Raw genomic sequence first — 23,549 nt, forward strand, 5'->3', positions numbered from 1 at the left:
GAAGGCAAATCGCGGATGCCATCGCAGAGCAAACCGCAAAAACAAAAGGCCCGTCCAAAAAGAACGGGCCTTCGCGACGAGCGAAAAGACTTACTTCGACTTCGAGTTGATAATCGCCTCTGACACGTTGTTCGGCGTCTCAGCGTACTGCTTGAACTCCATCGTATAAGTAGCACGCCCTTGGGTAAGAGACCGCAGCGAGGTCGAGTACCCGAACATCTCGGACAGCGGCACTTCAGCGCGAACAAGCTTGCCGCCACCGCCGGCGATATCCTCCATACCCTGCACGATCCCGCGTCGTCCAGACAAGTCCCCCATCACGTTGCCCATGAAATCTTCAGGAGTCTCTACCTCGACGGCCATCATCGGTTCGAGCAGTACCGGCTTCGCCTTGCGCATCGCTTCCTTGAACGCCATCGAGCCGGCCATCCGGAACGCGTTCTCGTTCGAGTCGACATCGTGGTACGAACCGAACGTCAACGTCACCTTCACGTCCACGACGGGATAACCCGCCAGCACGCCTGCCTTGAGCGTTTCCTGAATGCCCTTGTCGACGGCCGGGATGAATTCGCGTGGAATCACGCCGCCCTTGATCGCGTCGATGAACTCATAGCCCTTGCCCGGAACGGGTTCGAGCGTAATCACCGCGTGACCATATTGGCCGCGGCCACCCGACTGCTTGACGAACTTGCCTTCGATATCCTCGACCTTCGTGCGCACAGTCTCGCGATACGCGACCTGCGGCTTGCCCACCGTCGCCTCGACGCCGAACTCGCGCTTCATCCGGTCGACGAGAATTTCCAGGTGCAACTCGCCCATGCCGGAGATGATCGTCTGGCCGGATTCCTCGTCCGTCTGCACGCGGAAAGACGGGTCTTCCTGTGCAAGACGATTCAGTGCGATGCCCATCTTCTCCTGGTCGGCCTTCGTCTTCGGCTCGACCGCCTGCGAGATCACCGGCTCAGGGAAGATCATCCGCTCGAGAATGATGATGTTGTTCGGGTCGCACAGCGTGTCGCCCGTCGTCGCTTCCTTCAGGCCGACTGCCGCCGCGATGTCACCCGCGCGCACTTCCTTGATTTCCTTGCGCTCGTTCGCGTGCATCTGAAGAATGCGGCCGAGGCGCTCCTTCTTTTCCTTCACTGGGTTGTAGACAGTGTCGCCCGATTCGACGACGCCCGAGTACACGCGGAAAAAGATCAGCTGGCCGACGAACGGGTCCGTCATGATCTTGAACGCGAGCGCCGAGAACGGCTCGTCATCGCTCGGATGACGCTCCGCTTCCTTGTCGTCTTCCGTGTGGCCCAGAATGGCGGGCACGTCGATCGGCGAGGGCAGATAGTCGATCACGGCGTCGAGCATCGCCTGCACGCCCTTGTTCTTGAACGCGCTGCCGCATAGCATCGGCACGATCTCGTTGGCGATGGTGCGCTTGCGCAGGCCCGTCTTGATCTCTTCTTCCGTCAGGCTCTCGTGGTCAGTCAGGTATTTTTCGAGCATCTCTTCGCTCGCTTCCGCCGCGGCCTCGACCATCTTTTCGCGCCACTCGTGCGCGAGTTCCTTCAGGTTGTCGGGGATCTCTTCGTACGTGAACTTGATGCCCTGGCTCTCGTCGTCCCACACGATTGCCTTCATCTTCACGAGATCGACGACGCCCTGGAAATGCTCTTCCGCCCCGATGGGAATCTGGATGGGCACGGCCACGCCTTTGAGGCGCTCGCCGATCTGCTTCTGCACGCGGAAGAAGTCCGCGCCGACCCGGTCCATCTTGTTGACGAACGCGATGCGCGGCACCTTGTACTTGTTCGCCTGACGCCACACGGTTTCCGATTGCGGCTGCACGCCGCCGACGGAGTCATAGACCATGCACGCGCCGTCGAGCACGCGCATCGAGCGTTCAACTTCGATCGTGAAGTCGACGTGTCCCGGCGTGTCGATGATGTTGATCCGATGCTCCGGATAATTGCCGGCCATGCCTTTCCAGAAGGCCGTCGTGGCCGCCGACGTGATCGTGATGCCGCGCTCCTGCTCCTGTTCCATCCAGTCCATCGTCGCCGCCCCGTCGTGAACCTCGCCGATCTTGTGAGTCACGCCGGTGTAGAAAAGAATGCGTTCGGTGGTGGTGGTCTTGCCGGCATCGATGTGAGCGCTGATACCGATGTTCCGGTATCGCTCGATAGGAGTCTTGCGGGGCACGTGAACCTCCATGTGTTGGCGCGCCGGTGAATGGCGCCGGGCCTGCCGCGGTTACCTGCTGCGCGGTCCGGACGATCTCGGTGCTGCTGGTGAGACTATAAGAATAGCGTGTCGGCCCCGCTTTTGCAGGCGTCCTGCCAGAAAGCGGCCCGGCGCGGCGCCTGCCGGGCATTGCGGTGCAGCGGACGCGAAAAAGCCGGCGCGCCTTGCGGCTGCGCCGGCTCGTGTTCCAGCCCCGTGGCGGCGGTGGCCGCAAGGCGCCCCGGCTTATTGCGGCGCGGGCAGTCCCTGAATCTTCATGCCGGGCTTGATGCCTTTCGACGTGAACCAGCCCTTGCTCATTTCGAGCGCGTAGACGCCATTGTTTTTCGGGCAATGGTTGTTGGTGGTTTCCGCCTGCATTTCGTCGATGTCGGTGATCGTGCCGTCCGCGCGCATGAATGCGATCGACAGCGGAATCAACGTGTTCTTCATCCAGAAGCAATGCACGGCGTTCTCGCCGAACACGAAGAGCATGCCTTCGTTCGGTGCGAGTTGCGTGCGATACATCAGGCCCTGCTCGCGATCCGCATCGCTGGCGGCAACGGCGGCGTCGATCACGAACATGCCTGCCGTGAGTTTTGCGCGCGGGAAATCGCCGGGCTGTTTCGCGCCCTGCGGCATCTGCTGTGCGTATGCATCTTGTGCGGACATCGCCGCAAACGACACAGCCGAGAGTGCGGCAACAGGCAATGCAACGGCAATCGCGAGGCGCGCGATCAACGAGCGCAATGAAAATCGCACGACGTAGCTCCTTGCTGAATATGAACCGCGAATGTTACGCGAGCGCGTCAAAAACAAAAAGGCAGAGAGCCTTGCGGCCATCTGCCTTTCAACGCCGTAAGAACGGCAAACCAGCTAGTTCTTGACTGCGTTATCGCAACAAACTTATTCCGACGCTGCCGAAGCTGCTGCTGCCGGAGCTGCCTTCTTGTGCGACTTCTTGTGCGAAACCTTCTTCGTTGCCTTGTGCGACGAAGCTGCTGCTGCCGGAGCTGCCGAAGCTGCTTCCGGTGCCGAAGCTTGTGCGAATGCTGCCGTTGCGAAGAGACCAGCGACCAGAGCGGCGATCAGTTTGTTCATTTTGCGAATCCTCAGCTTTAGATAAATAACCAAATGACCCGGTTAGATTGAGTCATGTCGTTAAACGTGCCATCCACCTTTCGGTTGACATCCGCATTGAAGAAAATTTTCTTTGCGGCTGCGAGCGTTCAGACACCTTCGTACGCGTCTTTGGAGCGGTGCAAAGGCTCTTGAGGCTGAATGCCGGACAGCTTCGGCGGCATCTGCGTGGACTAACGCATGAACTTGCGACGCGGTTGACGAAAATCTTCAGGAATTTTTTCGAGCGTGATTACGCGTCGCAGAGTACGCGATCGAGCGCCGCGTGGCGGCGCTGGTGTGGCGCTTTTATACTTCGTTCACCGCATTTTCAAATGCTGCGATCGAAGCAGAAACGCATGCCGATACAACGGCTTAGCGATGTATCGCGGCCATTCTGCATGAGCGCGAGCGGCTACGTGACGCCATCCCACGGCGCGCGTGGTGATAGTCCGATGCTCTCGCCCGGCTGCAGCCCAAGGGAAAAAATATCGAGCGCGCCAACGCCGACACGCACGAGACGCAGCGTCGGAAAGCCGACGGCCGCCGTCATGCGGCGCACCTGGCGGTTCTTGCCTTCGGTGATCGACAGTTCGATCCATGTCGTGGGAATCGCCGCGCGATATCGAATGGGCGGCGTGCGATCCCATAGCGCTTGCCCCGGTTCGACGAACCCGGCGCGACAGGGACGCGTGACGTAATCGCCGAGATCGACGCCACGCGCGAGCGCCTCCAGATGCTGTTCCGTGGGTGCGCCTTCGACTTGTGCCCAATACCGTTTCACCAGCTTGTGCCGGGGTTCCGCGATGCGCGCCTGCAGCGTGCCATCGTCGGTGAGCAGCAGCAGACCTTCGCTATCCGAGTCGAGTCGGCCCGCAGGATAGACGCCGGGCACCTTCACCCAGTCGGCCAGCGACGCGCGCGTTTCGTGCGGCGAAAACTGGCAGATCGTGCCGAAGGGCTTGTTGAGTGCGAGCAGAGTCATGCGTTGAGAGACCGAAGAGCGAACCGTCGATAGCGAAGGGGAGATCTTAAAGCATAACCCTGTCGATCCGATCCTCTCTTATATAAGACATAGGACATAAAGCACGCTTGCGTACGGTACTGTACCGTGATCGAGTTCGTGTACGTGTACGTGCACGTCCTGAGCGCGGCCTGGTGCCGACGTGGGCTAAAATACCCGCCTGGCCGCTTGTCGCATCGGTATCTGGCATCAGCATTTGCATCGGCGTGGCGCTGCGTCGCGCGCAAGAGAAGCGCCCCGGTTTCGCATTTCCAACCTGTTCTCACGGTACAGCTATCACTGGAGTCCGATCATGGCGTATCAGCACATCACGGTTCCCGCTGACGGTGACAAGATCACTGTCAACGCGGATTTCTCGCTCAACGTTTCCGATCAGCCGATCATTCCTTACATCGAAGGTGACGGTACGGGTGTCGACATCACGCCTGTGATGATCAAGGTTGTCGATGCAGCCGTTGAGAAGGCATACGGCGGCAAGAAGAAAATCCACTGGATGGAAATCTTCGCGGGCGAGAAGGCGACCCGGGTGTACGGTCCCGACGTGTGGTTGCCGGATGAGACGCTGGAAGTCGTGAAGGAATACATCGTGTCGATCAAGGGGCCGCTCACGACGCCAGTCGGCGGCGGCATCCGCTCGCTGAACGTCACGCTGCGCCAGGAGCTGGACCTTTACGTGTGCCTGCGTCCCGTGCAGTATTTCAAGGGCGTGCCGTCGCCGCTGCGCGAGCCGGAGAAGGTCAACATGGTGATCTTCCGTGAGAACTCGGAAGACATCTACGCCGGCATTGAATGGCCGGCGGGTTCACCTGAAGCGAAGAAGGTCATCCAGTTCCTGCGCGACGAAATGGGCGTGAAGAAGATCCGCTTTCCGGACTCGTCGGGTATCGGCGTGAAGCCGGTGTCGCGCGAAGGCACGGAGCGTCTGGTGCGCAAGGCGATTCAGTACGCGCTCGACAACGATCGACGCACGGTCACGCTTGTGCACAAGGGCAACATCATGAAGTACACGGAAGGCGCGTTCCGTGACTACGGTTATGCACTCGCGCAGAAGGAGTTCAACGCGGAGCTGATCGACGGCGGTCCGTGGATGAAGGTGAAGAATCCGAAGACGGGCAACGACGTCGTCGTGAAGGACGTGATCGCCGATGCGTTCCTGCAGCAGATCCTGTTGCGTCCCGCCGAATACGATGTGATCGCGACGCTGAACCTGAACGGCGACTACATATCCGACGCACTCGCTGCGCAGGTCGGCGGCATCGGCATCGCGCCGGGCGCGAACATGTCGGACTCCGTTGCGATGTTCGAAGCAACGCACGGTACCGCACCGAAGTACGCAGGCAAGGATTATGTGAATCCGGGTTCGGAGATCCTCTCGGCGGAAATGATGCTGCGGCACCTCGGCTGGACGGATGCAGCCGATAGGATTCTGGCCTCGATGGAAAAGTCGATCCTGTCGAAGCGCGTCACGTACGACTTCGCACGTCTGATGGAAGGCGCAACACAGGTGTCGTGCTCGGGCTTCGGGCAGGTGATGATCGAGAATATGTGAGCGCGCGTTTCGAGGTCCTTGTATCGTGACGAAACCCCCGGCGAGTGCGAACCTGTCGGGGTTTCATTTTTGAGCTTCCCGTCATCGATGCAGCAGCCTGGCTGTTATCATCGAACGATCTTTCTCGTGTTGCATTTGCCATCCGTTCGCTTCGACAGACAGCCATGAATTCGGCGTGGCGCATTCTCATCGTGTTGCGCTCGCAGTGCCCGGCATGCAGGGGCAGGCGTGCGAGTATCGTCATGACGTTGCGCCGCGCGGAATGAACATGCATGTATCGACTCCCGCATAGGTCGCGCATGGCGTCAGGCCGACAAACGAGAGCGACTTGCCTTCGCCTTGCCAAGGATGCATCCGCCTGGTTGCATGATGCTGTGCGGCGCGCATTGCAGTGCACTGCCGTCGAGCATGGGCGTGTCCAGGCCGATAGCGTCATCGGACCTGCCAGCCATCGGCAGAGACCCAGCGCGTGAAGCGTTTTCACGCTCGCGCCGTCACACGTGACATGCACGCCGGGCGCAACAGGCTCGCCGCGCCGCATCGACAAGGGGTCGACCCATGATTCGCAGGGAATTTCTCATCCGTACGTTGAGCGCCGCTGTCGCGTCGTTCTTCACACGCAATGTGTTCGCGCGGCATTCGATGCACGGCATGCACGACATGTCCGGTATGAAAGATATGGAAGGCATGCCCGGCATGTCGTTGATGCATGCTGCGGCCAAGCGTGCCGCGCAGTCCGCTCCGAAGCTCGCGCCCGAAACGGCGATGCCCGCCGGCGCGCCGCTTGCCGCATTGCGCAAGCTGCCGAACGAGAGCCGCGAGCCGGGCGTATTCCGCGCGACGCTCGTCGCGCAACCCGCGCGCCGCCAACTGCTGCCCGATCGTTCGACTGCGCTGTGGGTGTACGGCGAGGCCGCGCAAGGGCCGATCGTCGGCCCGCTCATCGACGTACGCGAAGGCGACACCGTGGAGATCCGCTTCGTCGCGGCCTGCTCGACAAGCCGCGCGAAGGGCTGACGGAGCTGCTGCTTGCGCCGGGCGAGCGGGCAGAGATCATCGTGCGCGGCGGTGCAAAGGCCACCACCGCTGTCCTCACCGCTGCCGCGAATGACCGTCGCAAGATGGCCATGACCGAACGCAAGAGCCTGCCCGCCGATCCGGCAAAGCCCCTCGCGGACGTGCGCTTTGCGCCAACCTCGTCGTCCGCGAGCCGCGCCGTGCCGCCGACGTTGCGGCCGATCGCACCGCTGCTGTCAACCACTGACAACGCAGCGGACAAAGCGCCGCGTAAATCCGTCGTTTTCTCCGAAACAATGGACATGACGACCATGCACCGTTCCGGCGCGACGATGTCGGCGCTGCCGCCCGGCATCCAGTTCGAGGTCAACGGCGCGAGTTTCGACCCATCGCGCATCGCGTTGACGCGCCGGCGCGGTGAAGTGGAGGTCTGGTCGATCGAGAACCGCTCCGACATGGATCATCCGTTCCTTCTCCACGGCACGCAATTTCAGGTGATCGGGCGGGAGCGGGGCGGCGTTGCGGCCGTATCTCGCATGGCGGGATACCGTCAATGTGATGCCGGGCGAGACGGTGCGCATCGCAACGGTGCAGCGCGACGCGGGCGAGCGGATGTTCCATTGCCACATACTGGAACACGAGGATCCCGGCATGATGGCAACCCTCAAGGTTGTCTGATTGTTGCCGTAGTTATCGTTAGAGGCATTGCCAACGCCAGAAACGAAAAAACCCGGCATGAAGCCGGGTTTTCAAGGCTGCGGACCGAACGTATCAGGCTGCGGACTGAATGTTCGATGCCTGTTTGCCCTTCGGGCCTTGAACGACCTCGAAGCTAACCTTCTGGCCTTCCTTGAGGGTCTTGAAACCGTTCATCTGGATAGCCGAAAAGTGTGCAAACAGATCCTCACCGCCTTCGTCGGGCGTAATGAATCCGAAACCTTTCGCGTCGTTGAACCACTTGACCGTACCAGTTGCCATACCAACTTCCCCTGTAACTCAAAAGCTGCCACGAGCCCTCGAAAAGCTCAACGACCACGGGATGCAGTCGCCCCTCCTCACAAGCTCACCAACGGCATTTTTTCGTATAGACCGCTTATTGAAAAAAGTGCCAGCTTGATTGTTGAGTCTCTTTATTCGAGTGTCAAGAAAATTTTGAGACGCTCATTTCTTCGTTGTAAAGAACCAATTTCCAGGGTTTCTCCCGCTTTCCTTATGTGCGGTGGCGCAAGCGGCGCGTCTTGAAAAGTCGCATAATCGACTCACATGCAGTGCAGCGGTTTGAGGCCGATGGCGCGTCGCCAGCCTGCTGGCCCGGGTTGTGCGATACTCGATCCGACTGCAGTCATCATGCTGCAACACAGATTGACCGGAGGGCCGCCAACCGCACGCGGCCCGGCGCGGAGCGCACCCGTAAGAGGCCACTTCACAGGGCCGGAGGGAACCGATGTCCGGCCAGCCGGTCGGGTTTTGACAGGATTGCGGGCCTGTCCGAGTTGTTTAGAATGGGTGTATGGCGATTATCCCGGACAAGCAGGACAACACCGTACTGGAGCGGCAGGAACAAAAGCTGAAACCGCCGGCCATGTTCAAGGTGGTGTTGTTGAACGACGATTTCACGCCGATGGAATTCGTCGTGATGATCGTGCAAGAGTATTTCAATAAAGATCGAGAGACCGCAACACAGATCATGTTGAAGGTCCATCGCGAAGGCAGGGGAGTTTGTGGGGTCTACACGCGGGACATCGCGTCGACCAAAGTCGAGCAAGTCGTTACCCACGCGCGGCAGGCAGGGCATCCGCTGCAGTGCGTGATGGAGGAAGCATGATTGCCCAGGAACTGGAAGTCAGCCTGCACATGGCGTTCATGGAAGCGCGCCAGGCGCGGCATGAGTTCATCACGGTCGAACATCTTTTGCTGGCGCTGTTGGACAACCCGACGGCGGCCGAAGTGCTGCGCGCATGCGCGGCCAACATTGAAGACCTGCGTCAGAACCTGCGCAACTTCATTCACGACAATACGCCGACCGTTCCGGGCACTGACGACGTCGATACGCAGCCTACGCTGGGTTTCCAGCGTGTGATCCAGCGCGCGATCATGCACGTCCAGTCCACGTCGAACGGCAAGAAGGAAGTGACGGGCGCTAACGTGCTGGTGGCGATCTTCGGCGAGAAAGATTCTCACGCGGTGTACTACCTGCAACAGCAGGGCGTGACGCGTCTCGACGTCGTCAATTTTATTTCGCACGGCATCGCCAAGACGAACAGCTCGGAAGCTGCGAAGTCGACGGATGCGAATGCGGAATCGGACGAAGCCGCTGCGCAAAAGGAAACACCGCTTGCACAATTTACGCAGAACCTGAACCAGATGGCGAAGGACGGCCGCATCGATCCGTTGATCGGACGCGAAGCGGAAGTCGAGCGCGTCGTTCAGGTGCTGTGCCGCCGCCGCAAGAACAATCCGCTGCTGGTCGGCGAGGCCGGCGTCGGCAAGACGGCGATCGCGGAAGGTCTCGCATGGCGTATCACGCGCGGCGAAGTGCCCGACATTCTTGTGGATGCGCAGGTCTATTCGCTCGACATGGGTGCGCTTCTCGCGGGCACCAAGTACCGCGGCGATTTCGAACAACGCCTGAAGACGGTCCTGAAGGAACTCAAGGAACGTCCGAACGCGATTCTGTTCATCGACGAAATTCATACGCTGATCGGCGCGGGCGCCGCGTCGGGCGGCACGCTGGACGCGTCTAACCTGCTGAAGCCGGCCCTGTCGTCGGGCACCCTCAAGTGCATCGGCGCGACTACATTCACGGAGTTTCGCGGCATCTTCGAAAAAGACGCGGCGTTGTCGCGTCGTTTCCAGAAGATCGACGTGACCGAGCCGACCGTCGAGCAGACGGTGGCCATTCTGCGTGGCCTGAAGTCGCGTTTCGAAGAGCACCACGGCGTGAAGTATTCGTCCGGTGCGCTGTCGGCGGCGGCTGAACTGTCGGCGCGCTTCATCACGGATCGCCACTTGCCCGACAAGGCCATCGACGTGATCGACGAAGCGGGCGCGGCGCAGCGCATCCTGCCGAAGTCGAAGCAGAAGAAGACGATCGGCAAGAGCGAGATTGAGGAAATCATCTCGAAGATCGCGCGCGTGCCGGCGCAAAGCGTATCGCAGGACGACCGCAGCAAGCTGCAGACGCTCGACCGCGATCTGAAGGCGGTCGTGTTCGGCCAGGATCCCGCCATCGACGCGCTGTCGGCATCGATCAAGATGGCGCGTGCGGGCCTCGGCAAGACGGACAAACCGATCGGCGCGTTCCTGTTCTCCGGCCCGACGGGCGTCGGCAAGACGGAAGTGGCGCGCCAGCTGGCATTCACGCTCGGCATCGAGTTGATCCGCTTCGACATGTCGGAGTACATGGAGCGTCACGCGGTGAGCCGTTTGATCGGCGCGCCGCCGGGATATGTCGGTTTCGATCAGGGCGGTCTGCTGACGGAAGCCGTGACGAAAAAGCCGCATTGCGTACTGCTGCTCGACGAAATCGAGAAGGCCCATCCGGACATTTACAACGTGCTGCTGCAGGTCATGGACCACGGCACGCTGACGGACAACAACGGTCGCAAGGCGGACTTCCGCAACGTCATCATTATCATGACGACGAATGCGGGCGCTGAGTCGATGCAAAAGTCGACGATCGGTTTCACAACCCGCCGCGAAACGGGCGACGAAATGGCCGACATCAAGCGCATGTTCACGCCCGAGTTCCGCAACCGTCTCGATGCAACGATCAGCTTCCGCTCGCTCGATGAGGAAATCATCATGCGCGTGGTGGACAAGTTCCTGATGCAGCTCGAGGATCAACTGCACGAGAAGAAGGTCGACGCGCTCTTCACCGACGCGCTGCGCAAACATCTCGCGAAGCACGGCTTCGATCCGCTGATGGGTGCACGTCCGATGCAGCGTCTGATCCAGGACACGATCCGCCGCGCACTGGCCGACGAGCTGCTGTTCGGCAAGCTGATGAACGGCGGCCGCGTGACGGTCGACGTCGATGCAGACGACAAGGTCCAGCTGACGTTCGACGAGAACTCGGCGCCACCGCGCAATCCGAACCCGGAAGCGGTGGAAGTCGACTAGACGTCGAACTGTCCGAAGCACGAACGAACGGCGTGGGTGTCACAACCCACGCCGTTTTGCTTTGCCATCCGTAAAACGCCCGCAAGAACCGGGCGACGCCTTCAATGTTTGCCGGTGCTGCCGAAGCCGCCTTCGCCGCGCTCGCTGGTGTCGAACTCGTCGACGATATTGAACGTCGCCTGCACGACGGGGACGATCACCAGCTGCGCGAGCCGTTCCATCGGATTCAGCGTGAACGTGGTCGTGCCGCGGTTCCACGTCGAGATCATCAGCTGGCCCTGGTAGTCCGAGTCGATCAAACCGACGAGGTTGCCCAGCACGATGCCGTGCTTGTGGCCCATGCCCGAGCGCGGCAGGATCAGCGCCGCATAGCCGGGATCGGCAAGGTGGATTGCGAGGCCGGTCGGCACCAGAACCGTTTGACCGGGTTCCAGCGTCAGCGGCGCGTCGAGGCACGCGCGCAGGTCGAGGCCCGCGCTGCCCGTCGTGGCATACGCGGGAAGTTGTTCACGCATGCGCGGGTCGAGAATCTTGATGTCGAGTTTCATGCAGTTCGGTGAGAGGTTGAAGAAATGGCGGCGCCTGTCATTGCAACGGAGCGCCGTGATCGATTCATGACTTGCCGAGATCGAACGCCCCGGCCAGCAATTCATAGGAACGCAAACGCGCGCGATAACTGCCCGCCACGGTCAGCACGATCAGCTCGTCCGCGACGAACTGTTCCTGCAACGCATGCAGCCGCTCCGTCACAGATTCCGGCGTGCCGATGATGCTGCGCGGCTTTTCCCGGTCGATGATCAGCTGCTCGCGCTCGCCGTACTCCTGCGCGAGCCCTTGCGCGACGGACGGAATCGGCGCGTTCAGTCCATACGCCATCTGCACGCGGCGTAGATCGACGGCTTTTTCGAGGTCGGCGGCTTCCTGCTCCGTATCCGCGCAGATCACGAACACGGCCGCCGCGAGATACGGCTTCGGTTCGTGTCCGGGCTTGAAACGCTCGCGATACGCGTGTGCGACGGCGTGCCCGAAATGCGCATTGATGAAGTGCGCGAATGAAAAGCGTATGCCCAATTGCGCGGCCAGCATGCCGCCGAAATCGCTGGAACCGAGCACCCACAGCTGCGGACGCGTGTCGATCTGAGGCTGAAGCAGCACGCCGTGCGCGAGGTGATCGGACGGCAGCGTGCCGTCCATCAGCGCGACCAGATCGGTCACTTGTTGCGGGAATAGTTCGCCGCGATTGTAGGCGCCGGCTGCGACCGCCTGCGCCGTGCGCATGTCGCCGCCCGGCGCGCGTCCGACGCCCAGATCGACGCGGTTCGGAAATAGCGCCTCGAGCATCATGAACTGCTCGGCAATCTTGAATGGACTGTAGTACGGCAGCATGATGCCGCCCGAACCGATGCGGATGCGTCGCGTGACACTGCCGAGGCGCGCGAGCATCACTTCCGGGCAAGGGTTCGACACGCCGTACAGCCCGTGATGTTCGGCGCACCAATAGCGCGTATAGCCGAGGTCATCGGCGAGTTGCGCAAGTTCGACCGTCGCGGCAATAGCGTCGGTCACCGTATGCCCGTCGATTACGGGCGTCTGGTCGAGCACGGAGAGCAGGGTCATGACAGCACCAGAGCGTTAGCTGATGAAAACCATTCGAGCGTGATCGTCCACGATGAAGGTGAGCGCCGCGCACTCAGCCTGTCACGCTCGCATCCGGCAGGCGCTTGGCGATTTCGGCGATGAGCGCGCGCGCGAGCGTCTGCTTGTCCGCGCGCGGCAGCCGCGTCGTGCCGGCGGCTTCGAACAGCACGACCTCGTTGTGGTCCAGCCCGAAGGTTTGCGGGCCCAGATTGCCGATCAGAAGGGGCACGTTCTTGCGTTTGCGTTTCTCCTCGCCGTGCACGTCGAGGTCGCCGCTTTCCGCCGCGAAGCCGACGCAGAACGGCGGGTGCGGCAGCTTCGCGACGGCAGCCAGAATGTCCGGGTTCTCGACGAACGAAAACGACGGAATCGCGCGGTCGGCCGTCTTCTTGATCTTGTGTTCGGCGACATGGTCGACGCGCCAGTCTGCGACAGCGGCGACACCAATGAAGATGTCGTAGCCGGGCACCGCTCGCATCACGGCGTCGTGCATCTGCTGCGCCGTCTGCACGTCTTCCCGGTAGACGCCCCACGGTGTTTCGAGGCCGACCGGGCCGGCGACGAGATGCACATTGGCGCCCGCCTGCTGCGCGGCGCGTGCGAGCGCGAAGCCCATCTTGCCGCTCGAACGGTTCGTGATGCCGCGGACGGGGTCGAGCGGTTCGAAGGTGGGGCCTGCCGTTAGCAGCACGCGGCGGCCCGTCAGCGTTTTTGGCGTGAAGAATGCCGCGATCGCTTCGTAGACGGCTTCCGGTTCGAGCATGCGCCCGTCGCCGACTTCGCCGCACGCCTGCGCGCCTGAATCGGGACCGAGCAGTTCGATTCCGTCTGCGCGCAGTTGCGCGACGTTGCGCTGGGTCGCCGGGTTCATCCACATCTGGCGGTTCATCGCCGGCACGACGAGCAGCGGACAGTCGCGCGCGATGCAGAGCGCGGACAGCAGATCGTCACACAGGCCGTGCGCGAGCCTGGCGAGGAAATCGGTCGAGGCGGGAGCGATGACGATGGCGTCGGCTTCGCGCGACAGATCGATGTGCGGCATGTTGTTCGCGATGCGCGCGTCCCATTGGCTCGTGTAGACCGGGCGGCCGGAGAGCGCCTGCATCGTGACGGGTGTGATGAACTGCGTCGCTGCCTCCGTCATCGCGACCTGGACGGTCGCCCCTGCCTTGACGAGCAGCCGCGTGAGTTCGGCGATCTTGTAGCAGGCGATGCCGCCCGTCATGCCGAGCACGATGTGTTTTCCGGCGAGTTCTGTGGCCAACTGATGCCTCCGACGAGACGTGATGGCCGGCGCATCGATGAAGCGCGCCGGCTTCTGCTGCAACACTGCCAGGGCGCGAGCGGTGCGGCTGTCGCTGCTGTTGCCCGCGCAGCAAGTGCGGCCCCCAATGCGCCGCGTGAGTTGTGATGTCAGCGCGCGCCGCGCACTCGCCGCAGTTCGTCGAACACCAGCAGCGCAGCACCGATGGTGATCGCGCTGTCCGCGAGATTGAACGCCGGCCAGTGCCATGCGCCGACGTGGAAATCAAGGAAGTCGATCACATGGCCGTACAGCAGGCGGTCGATCACATTGCCGATCGCGCCGCCCATGATCAGCGCGAGCGCAGTGCAGAACATCTTTTGCGTGCCGTGGCGCTTGAGCAGATAGCAGATCAGAACAGCCGCCGCGACGCCCAGCGCCGTAAACGCCCAGCGCTGCCAGCCACCCGCCATCGCGAGGAAGCTGAACGCGGCGCCGCGGTTGTAGACGAGCACGAGGTTGAAGAAAGGCGCGATAGCGTGCGACGAGCCATACGCGAACACCTTCGCCACCGCGATCTTCGTCAACTGGTCGAACAGGATGACGATGACCGCGACGCCCAGCCACGGCGCGAGCGAGCCGCCCGCTGGTTTCGACAGCGTCCTGGACATTATGCCGCGCTCCTCGTTTCGCCGTTGCCGAACAGATTGCTGATGCAGCGGCCGCAGAGCGTCGGATGCTCGGCGCTTTCGCCCACGTCCTTGCGATAGTGCCAGCAGCGTTCGCACTTCAGATACTTCGACGTGATCACATCGACGCCTTCTTCGTCGACGGAGTCCACCTTCACGACCGTTGCGCCCGACGTGATCAGCACGAACTTGAGGTCGGCGCCCAGGCTCGCGAGAGCATCGTGACGCGCGCCCGCTGCGCGGATTTCGACCTCCGCCTGCAGCGACGAACCGATCTGGTTCGCGACGCGCGCTTCTTCCAGCGCCTTCGTCACGTCGCTGCGCACCGCGCGCAACAGCGTCCACTTGTCGAGCAGCGTCGATGCTTCCGGTACGTCCGGATAAGCGTGGTATGTCTCGGTGTAGATGGTTTCGCTTTGCGGCTGGAACACCTTCCACGCTTCTTCCGCCGTGAACGACAGGAACGGCGCCATCAGACGCAGCAGGCCGTGCGCGATGTGATACAGCGCGGTCTGGGCAGAGCGGCGCGCTTTCGAATCGGCCGCTGTCGTGTACAGACGGTCCTTCAGCACGTCGAGATAGAAGCCGCCCAGGTCTTCCGAGCAGAACGTCTGCAGCTTCGCGACGACCGGGTGGAATTCGTAGCGGTCATAGTGCGACAGGATGTCCGCTTGCAGATTCGCGGTTAGCGCGACGGCATAGCGGTCGATTTCCAGCCACTCGCCGACGGGCCGCGCATGCTTCCCGATGTCAAAGTCCGACAGGTTCGCGAGCAGGAAGCGCAGCGTGTTGCGGATGCGCCGATAGCTTTCCGTCACGCGCTTGAGAATTTCTTCCGAGATGGCCAGCTCGCCCGAGTAGTCGGTCGATGCGATCCATAGACGGATGATTTCCGCGCCCAGACGGTTCGACACCTCATGCGGATCGATGCCGTTGCCGAGCGACTTCGACATCTTGCGACCTTCGCCGTCGACGGTGAAGCCGTGTGTGAGCAGCGCGTTGTACGGCGGACGGCCGTCGAGCATCGACGCTGTCAGCAGCGACGAGTGGAACCAGCCGCGATGCTGGTCCGAGCCTTCGAGGTACAGATCGGCCGGAAACTGCAGCTCGTCCTTGTGCGAGCCGCGCAGAACGTGCCAGTGCGTCGTGCCCGAATCGAACCACACGTCGAGCGTGTCGCGGTTCTTCTCGTACATGTTCGCGTCGTCGCCGATCAGCTCCCGCGGATCGAGCGTTTGCCATGCCTCGATGCCCGACACTTCGACGCGTTTTGCGACTTCTTCAAGCAGTTCCAGCGTGCGCGGATGCAGTTCGCCCGTTTCCTTGTGCACGAAGAACGCCATCGGCACGCCCCATTGACGCTGGCGCGACAGCGTCCAGTCGGGACGGTTCGCGATCATCGCGAACAGGCGCTGCTTGCCCCACGACGGATAGAACGCGGTCGCCTCGATGCCTTCGAGCGCCGTCTCGCGCAGCGTCTTGTCGCTGTCGTTCGGCTTGATGTCCATGCCGGCGAACCACTGCGAGGTGGCGCGATAGATGATCGGCGTCTTGTGGCGCCAGCAGTGCATGTAGCTGTGCAGATATTTTTCGGTGCGCAGCAGCGTGCCCGCTTCGTCGAGCGCCTCGACGATCTTCGGGTTCGCGTCCCAGATGGACAGGCCGCCGAACAGCGCGAGCGATTCGATGTAGCGGCCGTCGCCCATCACCGGGCTGAGGATGTCCGAGTCGGCCATGCCGTGCGTCTTGCACGAGATGAAGTCTTCAACGCCGTACGCGGGCGACGAGTGCACGATGCCCGTACCCGTTTCCGTCGTGACGTAGTCGCCGAGATAAACGGGCGACGTGCGCTTGTATGACGGATGGGCGGACGCGAGGGGATGGTTGAAGCGCAGGTTCGCGAGCTTCGCGCCGGGCGCCGTCGCGATGACCGTGCCTGCGATGCCGTACGACTTCAGGCAAGCCTCGACACGCTCTTCGGCGAGAATCAGCAGGCCGCGTGGCGTATCGACGAGCGCATAGACGATTTCCGGATGCAGGTTGAGCGCCTGGTTGGCGGGGATGGTCCACGGGGTAGTCGTCCAGATCACGATGCCGCCTTCGTTGCGCGGCAGCGCGGCGAGGCCGAACGCGTGCGCCGTCTTTTCCGGGTCGGCGAACGTGAACATCACGTCGATGGTCGGATCGGTCTTGTCCTTGTATTCGACTTCCGCTTCCGCCAGCGCCGAGCCACAGTCGAAACACCAGTTCACCGGCTTCAGGCCGCGGAACACGTAGCCTTTTTCCATGATTTTCGCGAGCGCGCGAATTTCGCCGGCTTCGTTCGCGAAGTTCATCGTCTTGTACGGATTGTCCCAGTCGCCGAGCACGCCCAGACGGCGGAAGCCGGCCTTCTGCTTCTCGATCTGCTCGGTCGCATAGGCGCGCGCCTTCTGCATCACTTCGGCGGCGGGCAGCGACTTGCCGAACTGCTTTTCGATCTGGATTTCGATCGGCATGCCGTGGCAGTCCCAGCCCGGCACGTAGACGGCGTCGAAGCCCGCCAGGTTGCGCGCCTTGACGATCATGTCCTTCAGGATCTTGTTCACCGCGTGGCCGAGGTGGATGTCGCCATTCGCATACGGCGGGCCGTCGTGCAGGATGAACTTCTTGCGGCCCTTTGAGGCTGCGCGGATCTTTTCGTAGATCTTGCGTTCCTGCCAGTCCTTGACCCATTGCGGCTCGCGCCTGGGCAGGTCGCCACGCATCGGGAAGGGCGTGTCCAGCAGGTTGACGGGATATCGGGCCTGCGGTTTCGAATCGGCTTTCTTGTTGCTCATGGTGAAGTGACGGTGAATACGATGTTGGGGCGCGGCATGCGCGAAGGCCTGAGTGGCGCCGGGCGAGGCGTCCGGTGATGCGCCCGTCGCGCACGGTGCGAGGCCATTGCAGAAGCTGCATGCGGCGCCCGTCGATGCGCGGCGGACGGTGCGTGCTGCGCCGAAGCGTAGGCACGTACCGCGGCGGTCATCTAATTCGGTCGGTGGCCGACGTGGCAAAACCGGTGCAACGGCTGCCCGGTGCGTCGCCGACGGCTTCGAACCAGGCGCGGGCATTCTCGACGTCGCGTGCGATCGCAGCAGTCAGCGTCTCGAGATCGACGAACTTTTCCTCGTCGCGCAGCTTCTTGAGAAACTCGACGCGCACCAGCTTGCCGTACGCGTCGCCGTGCCAGTCGAGCAGATGCACTTCGAGCAGCACGCGGCCGGAATCGTCGACAGTGGGACGCAAGCCGAGGCTCGCGACGCCCGGCAGCGGTTTGTCGTCGATACCGTGCACCTGCACGATGAAAATGCCTGACAGCGCGGGGCGCTTGTGCGCAATGGGCAGATTCAGCGTGGGAAAACCGAGATCGCGGCCGAGCTTCAGGCCATGCACGACGTGGCCGCTGATCAGATAATCGCGGCCGAGCGCCGCGCGTGCCGAGTCCAGATCGCCAGCGATCAGCGACGTGCGCACGCCCGAACTGGAAATGCGCGCGCCGGACGGATCGGCGACCGTCGCCATCTGCTCGACTTCGAAACCGTATTCGGCGCCCGCCGTCTTCAGCGAATTGAAATCGCCCGCGCGCTTTGCGCCGTAACGGAAGTCGTCGCCGATCATCACCCAGCGCGCGTGCAGGCCGTTCACAATGATCCGCTCGACGAATGCATCCGGCGACTGGCTCGCGAACGTGTGATTGAAATGCTCGACGACCACGCGGTCGACGCCGTTCATCCGCAACGCTTCGAGCTTGTCGCGCAACATGGCGATGCGCGGCGGCGCGCCGGCAGGATTGAAGAACTCGCGCGGGTGCGGCTCGAAGGTCATCACGCAGACGGGCAGGCTGCGCGCGTCAGCGGCCGCGCGGACACGGGCGAGCAACGCCTGATGCCCGCGGTGGACACCGTCGAAGTTGCCGATGGTCAGCGCGCAGGGCGCACGGCTCTCGGCATTGGGAAGACCGCGGAAGACTCTCACGATAGCGGGCGAAGGATTTGAGCGGGCCGGATGCCGCAAAACAATCGATTATAAACGCACGGGGCTCCAGACGGCGCCGCAGCGCGGATTGGGCATGGCCGAATGATAAAATCCGCGGATGAAAAATCTCGTCATTCTGATTTCCGGACGGGGCAGCAACATGGAAGCCATCGTGCGCGCGTGCGCGAGCGAAGGCTGGCCGGCGCGGGTCGCCGCCGTGATTGCCAACCGTCCCGACGCCGCCGGGCTTGCGTTTGCGGCTTCGCAAGGCATTGCGACGGCGGTCGTCGACCACCGCCAGTTTCCTGACCGCGAAAGCTTCGACGCCGCGCTCGCGCGCGAGATCGACGGCTTTGCTCCCGATCTCGTGGTGCTCGCCGGCTTCATGCGCGTGCTGACCGACGCTTTCGTCAACCGCTACATGGGGCGCATGATCAACGTGCATCCGTCGCTGCTGCCGAGCTTTCCGGGCCTCAAGACGCACCAGGCAGCGCTCGACGCGGGCGTGCGTCTGCACGGCGCGTCCGTGCATTTCGTCACGCCGACGCTCGATCACGGACCTCTCGTGCTGCAATCGGCCGTGCCCGTGCTCGCCGGCGACGACGCCGCGACGCTCGCCGCGCGCGTCCTCGAAACCGAACATGTCATTTACCCGCGCGCCGTGCGCTGGTTCGTCGAAGGGCGTCTCGCCGTCGACGGTCTGCGCGTCACCGTGACGCCGCCTGAGCCTCAGTGGCTTTTCCTTGATACAACAAGCAAGTACAACGCCGGGGAGGGCGCATGAGACTGCATGGATTTTTGATCGGACAAACCGAGACTTTGCTCGCGGACGTCCTAAAGTTCACCGGTCCCGCCGATGCCGCGACCAGCCGCTTCTTCCGCGCGCATCCGAAGCTCGGCCACGGCGAGCGCGGCGTGATCGCGGAAGCGGTGTTCGCGGTGCTCCGTCGCCGGATGGAATTTGCGCATCTGGCGGAAAGCGGCGCTGGTAGTCCGAACCGGCGCCTTGCGCTGCTTGGACTGATGCAGACGGCGGGCCGTACGGCGCTGAAGCCGTTCGTGTCGGAAGCAGAAAACGTTTGGCTGGAGCATGTCGCGAAGATCGATCCGCAGAGCCTGCCGCTGCGAATCCGCATGAATCTGCCCGACTGGATCTATCAGGCGCTCAGCAACCGCTTCGAAGCCGAGGAACTCGCGCATCTCGCCGCCGCGCTGAACTACCCGGCGCCGCTCGATCTGCGCGCGAACCCGATCAAGGCGAGCCGCGACGACGTGCTGGGCGTGCTGTCGAAGGCGGCGATCGAAGCGGCTGCGACGCCTTACGCGCCGCTCGGTATCCGGGTGGTCGGCAAGCCGCCTCTTACGAAGCTCGACGCGTTTCAGAGCGGCTGGCTCGAAGTGCAGGACGAAGGCAGCCAGCTGCTGTGTTCGCTGGTCGCGCCCAAGCGCGGCGAGATGATCGTTGACTTTTGCGCGGGCGCGGGCGGCAAGACGCTGGCGCTCGGCGCGATGATGCGTTCGACGGGTCGCCTGTACGCATTCGACATTTCCGAGCGGCGCCTCGCCAAGCTCAAGCCGCGCCTCGCGCGCAGCGGCCTGTCGAATGTGAATCCCGTGCTGATCGACAGCGAGCACGACGCGAAGATCAAGCGGCTCGCGGGCAAGATCGACCGTGTGTTGGTCGACGCGCCCTGCAGCGGCCTCGGCACGCTGCGCCGCAATCCGGATCTGAAATGGCGCCAGTCGCCGGAATCGATCGCCGAGCTGACGCCCAAGCAGCTGTCGATCCTGACGAGCGCCGCGCGTCTCGTGAAGAAGGGCGGACGGCTCGTGTATGCGACCTGCAGCATTCTCGACGCGGAAAACGAAGGGGTCGTGCAGCAGTTTCTCGCCGCTCACTCCGATTTCGAACTCGTGCCCGCGCGTGACGTGCTCGCCGAGCAGCGCATCGATCTGGAAATGGGCGACTTTCTGTCGCTGTGGCCGCACCGTCATTCGACGGACGGCTTCTTCGCGGCCGTGCTGGAGCGCCGCGGCTAGAGGTATCCCGCCAATGGCCGGACTTCGCGCGGTCCGGCCGGCGCACGCCGCGTAAGCGGCGCGGCGCGCCGGCTGCTGGAAATATCATGCAAAACCATCTTTTCTTCCACATGCTGGGCGACGTCGTGCGCGACTTCGGCCAGCCCGTGATTCTCTGGCAGGTGGGCGTGCTGCTCGGCACGCTGGCGCTCGCCTGGCTGCTTGCGCATCTCGCACGGCACGCGCTCGATGCGCAGCGCGAGACCCGCTACGGCGCGCTGCGCTTCGGCGCCGAAGCGCTCAATCGCGCGCTATTTCCGCTGCTCGGCGGCGTGCTGGTGTGGATCGCGCGGGCGATCGCCGGCCAGTTCATTCACACGTCGCTGCTCGATCTGGCGCTGGTGCCGCTGTTTGGCATCGGGCTCATCTACATCGTGTTCTATCTCGCGCGGCGTGTGTTCGGGCGGGATGGCAGCGCGCACACGTGGCTTTCGCTGGTCGAAAAGGTCGTGTCGCTGATCGTGTGGATCGGCATGGTGCTGACCGTGATGGGCATCCAGAACGACGTGCTCAAATGGATGGCGAGCGTGCAGTTCCGCATCGCCAACACGCATGTGACGCTGCTGTCGCTGCTGTCGGGCTTGCTGTGGGTGTGCGTGACGATGATCGTCGCGATGTGGCTCGGCGCGGCCCTGGAAGACCGGCTGATGCGCTCGGGCTCGCTCGACGCGAACCTGAAAGTGGTGCTGTCGCGCGTCGGTCGCGCGCTGCTGATACTTGGGGCCGTGCTGATCAGCCTGTCGCTGGTCGGTATCGACATCACGGTGCTCGGCGTGTTCGGCGGGGCGCTCGGCGTGGGCCTCGGTTTCGGCTTGCAGAAGATCGCGAGCAACTACGTGTCGGGCTTCATCATCCTGATCGACCGGTCGCTGCGCATCGGCGACACGATCAACGTGAGCGGCCTGCAGGGCATGGTCACGCAGATCCGCACGCGTTATACCGTCGTGCGCGGTCTGGACGGGATCGAAACGCTGATTCCAAACGAAAAGCTGATTACCGACGTCGTGCAGAACCAGTCGTCGTATCTGACGCGCGGCAACGCGAAGGCGACGGTCCAGATCGCCTATTCGACGGACGTCGAACAGGCGATGGCGCTGCTGGTCGAGGCCACAGCGGGCGTCGCGCGCGTGCTGCAGGAACCCGCGCCCACGCCTTATCTGGCGGGCTTCGGCCCCGACGGCATCAATCTCGAACTCGGTTACTGGATCGAAGACGCGGCCACGGGTACGTCCGGTGTGCGCTCGAATGTGAACCGCAACATCTGGCGGCTCTTCAGCGAAAACGGCATCGCGATTCCCTATGCTCAACGAGAAGTGCGAATTGTTGCGGGCGGGAGCGACATCATGCCGCAGGCGGTAAGCGTGACCGGACAGACTGCCAACGACCCGGGCAGCGCCGCGTGAATCGCGGCTTGGCGGGCAAAAAACGCCTGCTTCGACCTCGATGGGGCGTGTGCCCGGTTGATGCAGCACAACAGTTTCCTTTTTTGTTACAAACACTTGGAACCGTTCGAGTAGAATAACGTCCAAAATCTTCAATTGCTTTCACTTCCTTGACATCCGCCGTTGTATCCTTGCGCGAATGTCTTTCCGTTCGTAGGTAAATGGCCTTGTTGAATTCCCTGCTTGATTTCCTTGCCCACGGCGCCTTGCGATTTTCGTGGTGGCAAATCGTGTTGTGGACGCTCGCCGTCACGCACGTGACCATCATCGGCGTCACTGTCTATCTGCACCGTTGCCAGGCGCACCGCGCGCTGGATCTGCATCCTGTCGCAAGCCACTTCTTCCGTTTCTGGCTTTGGATGAGCACGGGCATGTTGACGGGCCAGTGGGCCGCGATTCACCGCAAGCATCACGCGAAGTGCGAGACTGAAGAAGATCCGCACAGCCCTCAGACGCGCGGCATCTGGAAGGTGCTGCTCGAAGGCGCCGAGCTTTATCGCGCCGAAGCGAAGAACGAAGAGACGATGCGCAAGTTCAGCCACGGCACGCCGAATGACTGGCTCGAGCGCAACGTTTATACGAAGTACCCGATTCTGGGCGTGAGCCTGATGATGGTCATCGACGTCGCGCTGTTCGGTATCGTCGGTTTGACCGTGTGGGCCGTGCAGATGATCTGGATTCCATTCTGGGCGGCTGGCGTCGTCAACGGTCTCGGACACTTCTGGGGTTATCGCAATTTCAACTCGTCGGATGCGAGCACGAATCTGTTCCCGTGGGGCATCATCATCGGCGGTGAGGAACTGCACAACAATCACCACACGTATGCGACGTCGGCGAAGCTGTCGAACAAGTGGTACGAGTTCGATATCGGCTGGATGTACATCCGCATCATGTCGGCATTCCGTCTCGCGACGGTGAAGAAGATCGCGCCGACACCGCGTCTGACCAGCGGGAAAATGGTGCTCGACCAAGACACGCTGCAGGCGGTGCTTGCAAACCGTTATGAAGTAATGGCGCGTTACGCTAAGGCCATCAAGCGCGCGTACCGTCAGGAACTCGCGCATCTGAAGGAAGTGGGTGCTCGCGAGAAATATCAGCTGATGCGGGGCGCACGCACGTGGTTTCACAAGGAAGAAGCCGGGCTCGACGAACCGCAGCGCCGTCAGCTGCCGCAGATCTTCGCGAGCAGCCAGAAGTTGCGCACTTATATCGAATTGCGCAACGAACTCGCGGCAATGTGGGAGCGTTCGAATGCATCGCGCGAACAACTGTTGATACAGTTGCAAGATTGGTGTCATCGCGCCGAAGAAAGCGGGATCAAGGCCCTCCAGGAATTTGCGATGCGTCTGCGCCGTTACGCCTGATCCGCGACGAAATCTATTAAACTTTCGTTACGTCACAAAACCCCGCG

At 62.2% G+C, this 23,549-nt stretch carries 18 protein-coding genes and 1 pseudogene; 8 read left to right on the forward strand and 11 right to left on the reverse strand.

All coding sequences use genetic code 11. The annotated features are described in order from the left end of the window. Nucleotides 1-90: 90 nt before the first annotated feature. The 4 genes from fusA to BPHY_RS02830 form a co-directional block, all read right to left on the reverse strand. Nucleotides 91-2,196 (reverse strand): elongation factor G, encoded by a 2,106-nt coding sequence (gene fusA, locus BPHY_RS02815; protein WP_012399977.1) that lies wholly within the window; start codon nt 2,194-2,196, stop codon nt 91-93. 267 nt (nt 2,197-2,463) lie between these two features. Then, complete coding sequence (locus tag BPHY_RS02820; protein WP_012399978.1) at nt 2,464-2,979, reverse strand: DUF192 domain-containing protein; 516 nt, start codon at nt 2,977-2,979, stop codon at nt 2,464-2,466. A 144-nt stretch (nt 2,980-3,123) separates the two neighbouring features. Next, the gene (locus tag BPHY_RS02825) at nt 3,124-3,318 is read right to left on the reverse strand and encodes a hypothetical protein (RefSeq protein ID WP_028370957.1); all 195 of its coding nucleotides are present in this window, start codon (nt 3,316-3,318) and stop codon (nt 3,124-3,126) included. Between the two features lie 433 nt (nt 3,319-3,751). After that, on the reverse strand, nt 3,752-4,321 hold the full coding sequence (locus tag BPHY_RS02830) for a pseudouridine synthase (RefSeq protein ID WP_012399980.1): 570 nt from the start codon (nt 4,319-4,321) through the stop codon (nt 3,752-3,754). A gap of 331 nt (nt 4,322-4,652) precedes the next feature. Here BPHY_RS02830 and icd point away from each other — a divergent pair, with 331 nt between their 5' ends. Both icd and BPHY_RS02840 read left to right on the forward strand, forming a co-directional pair. After that, the gene (gene icd, locus BPHY_RS02835; RefSeq protein WP_012399981.1) at nt 4,653-5,909 is read left to right on the forward strand and encodes an NADP-dependent isocitrate dehydrogenase; all 1,257 of its coding nucleotides are present in this window, start codon (nt 4,653-4,655) and stop codon (nt 5,907-5,909) included. 558 nt (nt 5,910-6,467) lie between these two features. Beyond that, nucleotides 6,468-7,604: pseudogene (locus tag BPHY_RS02840) on the forward strand (multicopper oxidase domain-containing protein). Nucleotides 7,605-7,697: 93 nt separating this feature from the next. Here the strand turns inward: BPHY_RS02840 and cspD are convergent. Next, nucleotides 7,698-7,904, reverse strand: a complete 207-nt coding sequence (cspD, locus tag BPHY_RS02845) for a cold shock domain-containing protein CspD (protein WP_007586257.1) — start codon at nt 7,902-7,904, stop codon at nt 7,698-7,700. 532 nt (nt 7,905-8,436) lie between these two features. Between cspD and clpS the strand changes: the two genes are divergently transcribed. Continuing rightward, nucleotides 8,437-8,751 (forward strand): ATP-dependent Clp protease adapter ClpS, encoded by a 315-nt coding sequence (gene clpS, locus BPHY_RS02850; RefSeq protein ID WP_012399982.1) that lies wholly within the window; start codon nt 8,437-8,439, stop codon nt 8,749-8,751. Next, nucleotides 8,748-11,048, forward strand: a complete 2,301-nt coding sequence (gene clpA / locus BPHY_RS02855; RefSeq protein ID WP_012399983.1) for an ATP-dependent Clp protease ATP-binding subunit ClpA — start codon at nt 8,748-8,750, stop codon at nt 11,046-11,048. The genes clpS and clpA overlap by 4 nt, the downstream gene beginning before the upstream one ends. A gap of 101 nt (nt 11,049-11,149) precedes the next feature. Here the strand turns inward: clpA and dut are convergent, their stop codons facing one another. The 6 genes from dut to BPHY_RS02885 form a co-directional block, all read right to left on the reverse strand. After that, nucleotides 11,150-11,596 carry a dUTP diphosphatase gene (gene dut / locus BPHY_RS02860; protein WP_012399984.1) on the reverse strand — a complete coding sequence of 149 codons (447 nt, stop codon included), beginning with the start codon at nt 11,594-11,596 and terminating at the stop codon, nt 11,150-11,152. Nucleotides 11,597-11,660: 64 nt separating this feature from the next. Beyond that, nucleotides 11,661-12,665 carry an LLM class flavin-dependent oxidoreductase gene (locus BPHY_RS02865; protein WP_012399985.1) on the reverse strand — a complete coding sequence of 335 codons (1,005 nt, stop codon included), beginning with the start codon at nt 12,663-12,665 and terminating at the stop codon, nt 11,661-11,663. A 73-nt stretch (nt 12,666-12,738) separates the two neighbouring features. Then, on the reverse strand, nt 12,739-13,950 hold the full coding sequence (gene coaBC, locus BPHY_RS02870) for a bifunctional phosphopantothenoylcysteine decarboxylase/phosphopantothenate--cysteine ligase CoaBC (protein ID WP_012399986.1): 1,212 nt from the start codon (nt 13,948-13,950) through the stop codon (nt 12,739-12,741). A 149-nt stretch (nt 13,951-14,099) separates the two neighbouring features. Beyond that, nucleotides 14,100-14,600 carry a signal peptidase II gene (gene lspA / locus BPHY_RS02875; RefSeq protein ID WP_012399987.1) on the reverse strand — a complete coding sequence of 167 codons (501 nt, stop codon included), beginning with the start codon at nt 14,598-14,600 and terminating at the stop codon, nt 14,100-14,102. Next, nucleotides 14,600-17,437 carry an isoleucine--tRNA ligase gene (ileS, locus tag BPHY_RS02880; protein ID WP_012399988.1) on the reverse strand — a complete coding sequence of 946 codons (2,838 nt, stop codon included), beginning with the start codon at nt 17,435-17,437 and terminating at the stop codon, nt 14,600-14,602. Before ileS ends, lspA begins: the two co-directional genes overlap by 1 nt. A gap of 187 nt (nt 17,438-17,624) precedes the next feature. Further along, entirely contained in the window at nt 17,625-18,617 is a 993-nt protein-coding gene (locus BPHY_RS02885; protein WP_012399989.1) for a bifunctional riboflavin kinase/FAD synthetase, read from the reverse strand. Between the two features lie 118 nt (nt 18,618-18,735). On the opposite strand from BPHY_RS02885, the gene purN reads away from it, so the two are divergent. The 4 genes from purN to BPHY_RS02905 all read left to right on the forward strand — a co-directional run bounded on the left by purN (nt 18,736) and on the right by BPHY_RS02905 (nt 23,502). Next, nucleotides 18,736-19,401 carry a phosphoribosylglycinamide formyltransferase gene (gene purN / locus BPHY_RS02890; protein ID WP_012399990.1) on the forward strand — a complete coding sequence of 222 codons (666 nt, stop codon included), beginning with the start codon at nt 18,736-18,738 and terminating at the stop codon, nt 19,399-19,401. Continuing rightward, the gene (locus BPHY_RS02895; protein ID WP_012399991.1) at nt 19,398-20,657 is read left to right on the forward strand and encodes an RsmB/NOP family class I SAM-dependent RNA methyltransferase; all 1,260 of its coding nucleotides are present in this window, start codon (nt 19,398-19,400) and stop codon (nt 20,655-20,657) included. Before purN ends, BPHY_RS02895 begins: the two co-directional genes overlap by 4 nt. Nucleotides 20,658-20,743: 86 nt before the next feature. Then, nucleotides 20,744-22,099 carry a mechanosensitive ion channel family protein gene (locus tag BPHY_RS02900; protein ID WP_012399992.1) on the forward strand — a complete coding sequence of 452 codons (1,356 nt, stop codon included), beginning with the start codon at nt 20,744-20,746 and terminating at the stop codon, nt 22,097-22,099. A gap of 206 nt (nt 22,100-22,305) precedes the next feature. Then, complete coding sequence (locus tag BPHY_RS02905) at nt 22,306-23,502, forward strand: DesA family fatty acid desaturase (protein ID WP_041763680.1); 1,197 nt, start codon at nt 22,306-22,308, stop codon at nt 23,500-23,502. The last annotated feature ends 47 nt before the right edge of the window (nt 23,503-23,549 follow it).

The organism is Paraburkholderia phymatum STM815 (genome assembly GCF_000020045.1).
Classification (GTDB): domain Bacteria; phylum Pseudomonadota; class Gammaproteobacteria; order Burkholderiales; family Burkholderiaceae; genus Paraburkholderia; species Paraburkholderia phymatum.

Coding starts and splice junctions, on each gene's coding strand:
- clpA (WP_012399983.1), top strand. CDS start 8,748: ATGATTGCCCAGGAACTGGAAGTCAGCCTGCACATGGCGTTCATGGAA.
- purN (WP_012399990.1), top strand. CDS start 18,736: ATGAAAAATCTCGTCATTCTGATTTCCGGACGGGGCAGCAACATGGAA.
- BPHY_RS02865 (WP_012399985.1), bottom strand. CDS start 12,665: ATGACCCTGCTCTCCGTGCTCGACCAGACGCCCGTAATCGACGGGCAT.
- icd (WP_012399981.1), top strand. CDS start 4,653: ATGGCGTATCAGCACATCACGGTTCCCGCTGACGGTGACAAGATCACT.
- clpS (WP_012399982.1), top strand. CDS start 8,437: ATGGCGATTATCCCGGACAAGCAGGACAACACCGTACTGGAGCGGCAG.
- BPHY_RS02900 (WP_012399992.1), top strand. CDS start 20,744: ATGCAAAACCATCTTTTCTTCCACATGCTGGGCGACGTCGTGCGCGAC.
- BPHY_RS02825 (WP_028370957.1), bottom strand. CDS start 3,318: ATGAACAAACTGATCGCCGCTCTGGTCGCTGGTCTCTTCGCAACGGCA.
- BPHY_RS02830 (WP_012399980.1), bottom strand. CDS start 4,321: ATGACTCTGCTCGCACTCAACAAGCCCTTCGGCACGATCTGCCAGTTT.
- dut (WP_012399984.1), bottom strand. CDS start 11,596: ATGAAACTCGACATCAAGATTCTCGACCCGCGCATGCGTGAACAACTT.
- lspA (WP_012399987.1), bottom strand. CDS start 14,600: ATGTCCAGGACGCTGTCGAAACCAGCGGGCGGCTCGCTCGCGCCGTGG.
- ileS (WP_012399988.1), bottom strand. CDS start 17,437: ATGAGCAACAAGAAAGCCGATTCGAAACCGCAGGCCCGATATCCCGTC.
- cspD (WP_007586257.1), bottom strand. CDS start 7,904: ATGGCAACTGGTACGGTCAAGTGGTTCAACGACGCGAAAGGTTTCGGA.
- BPHY_RS02895 (WP_012399991.1), top strand. CDS start 19,398: ATGAGACTGCATGGATTTTTGATCGGACAAACCGAGACTTTGCTCGCG.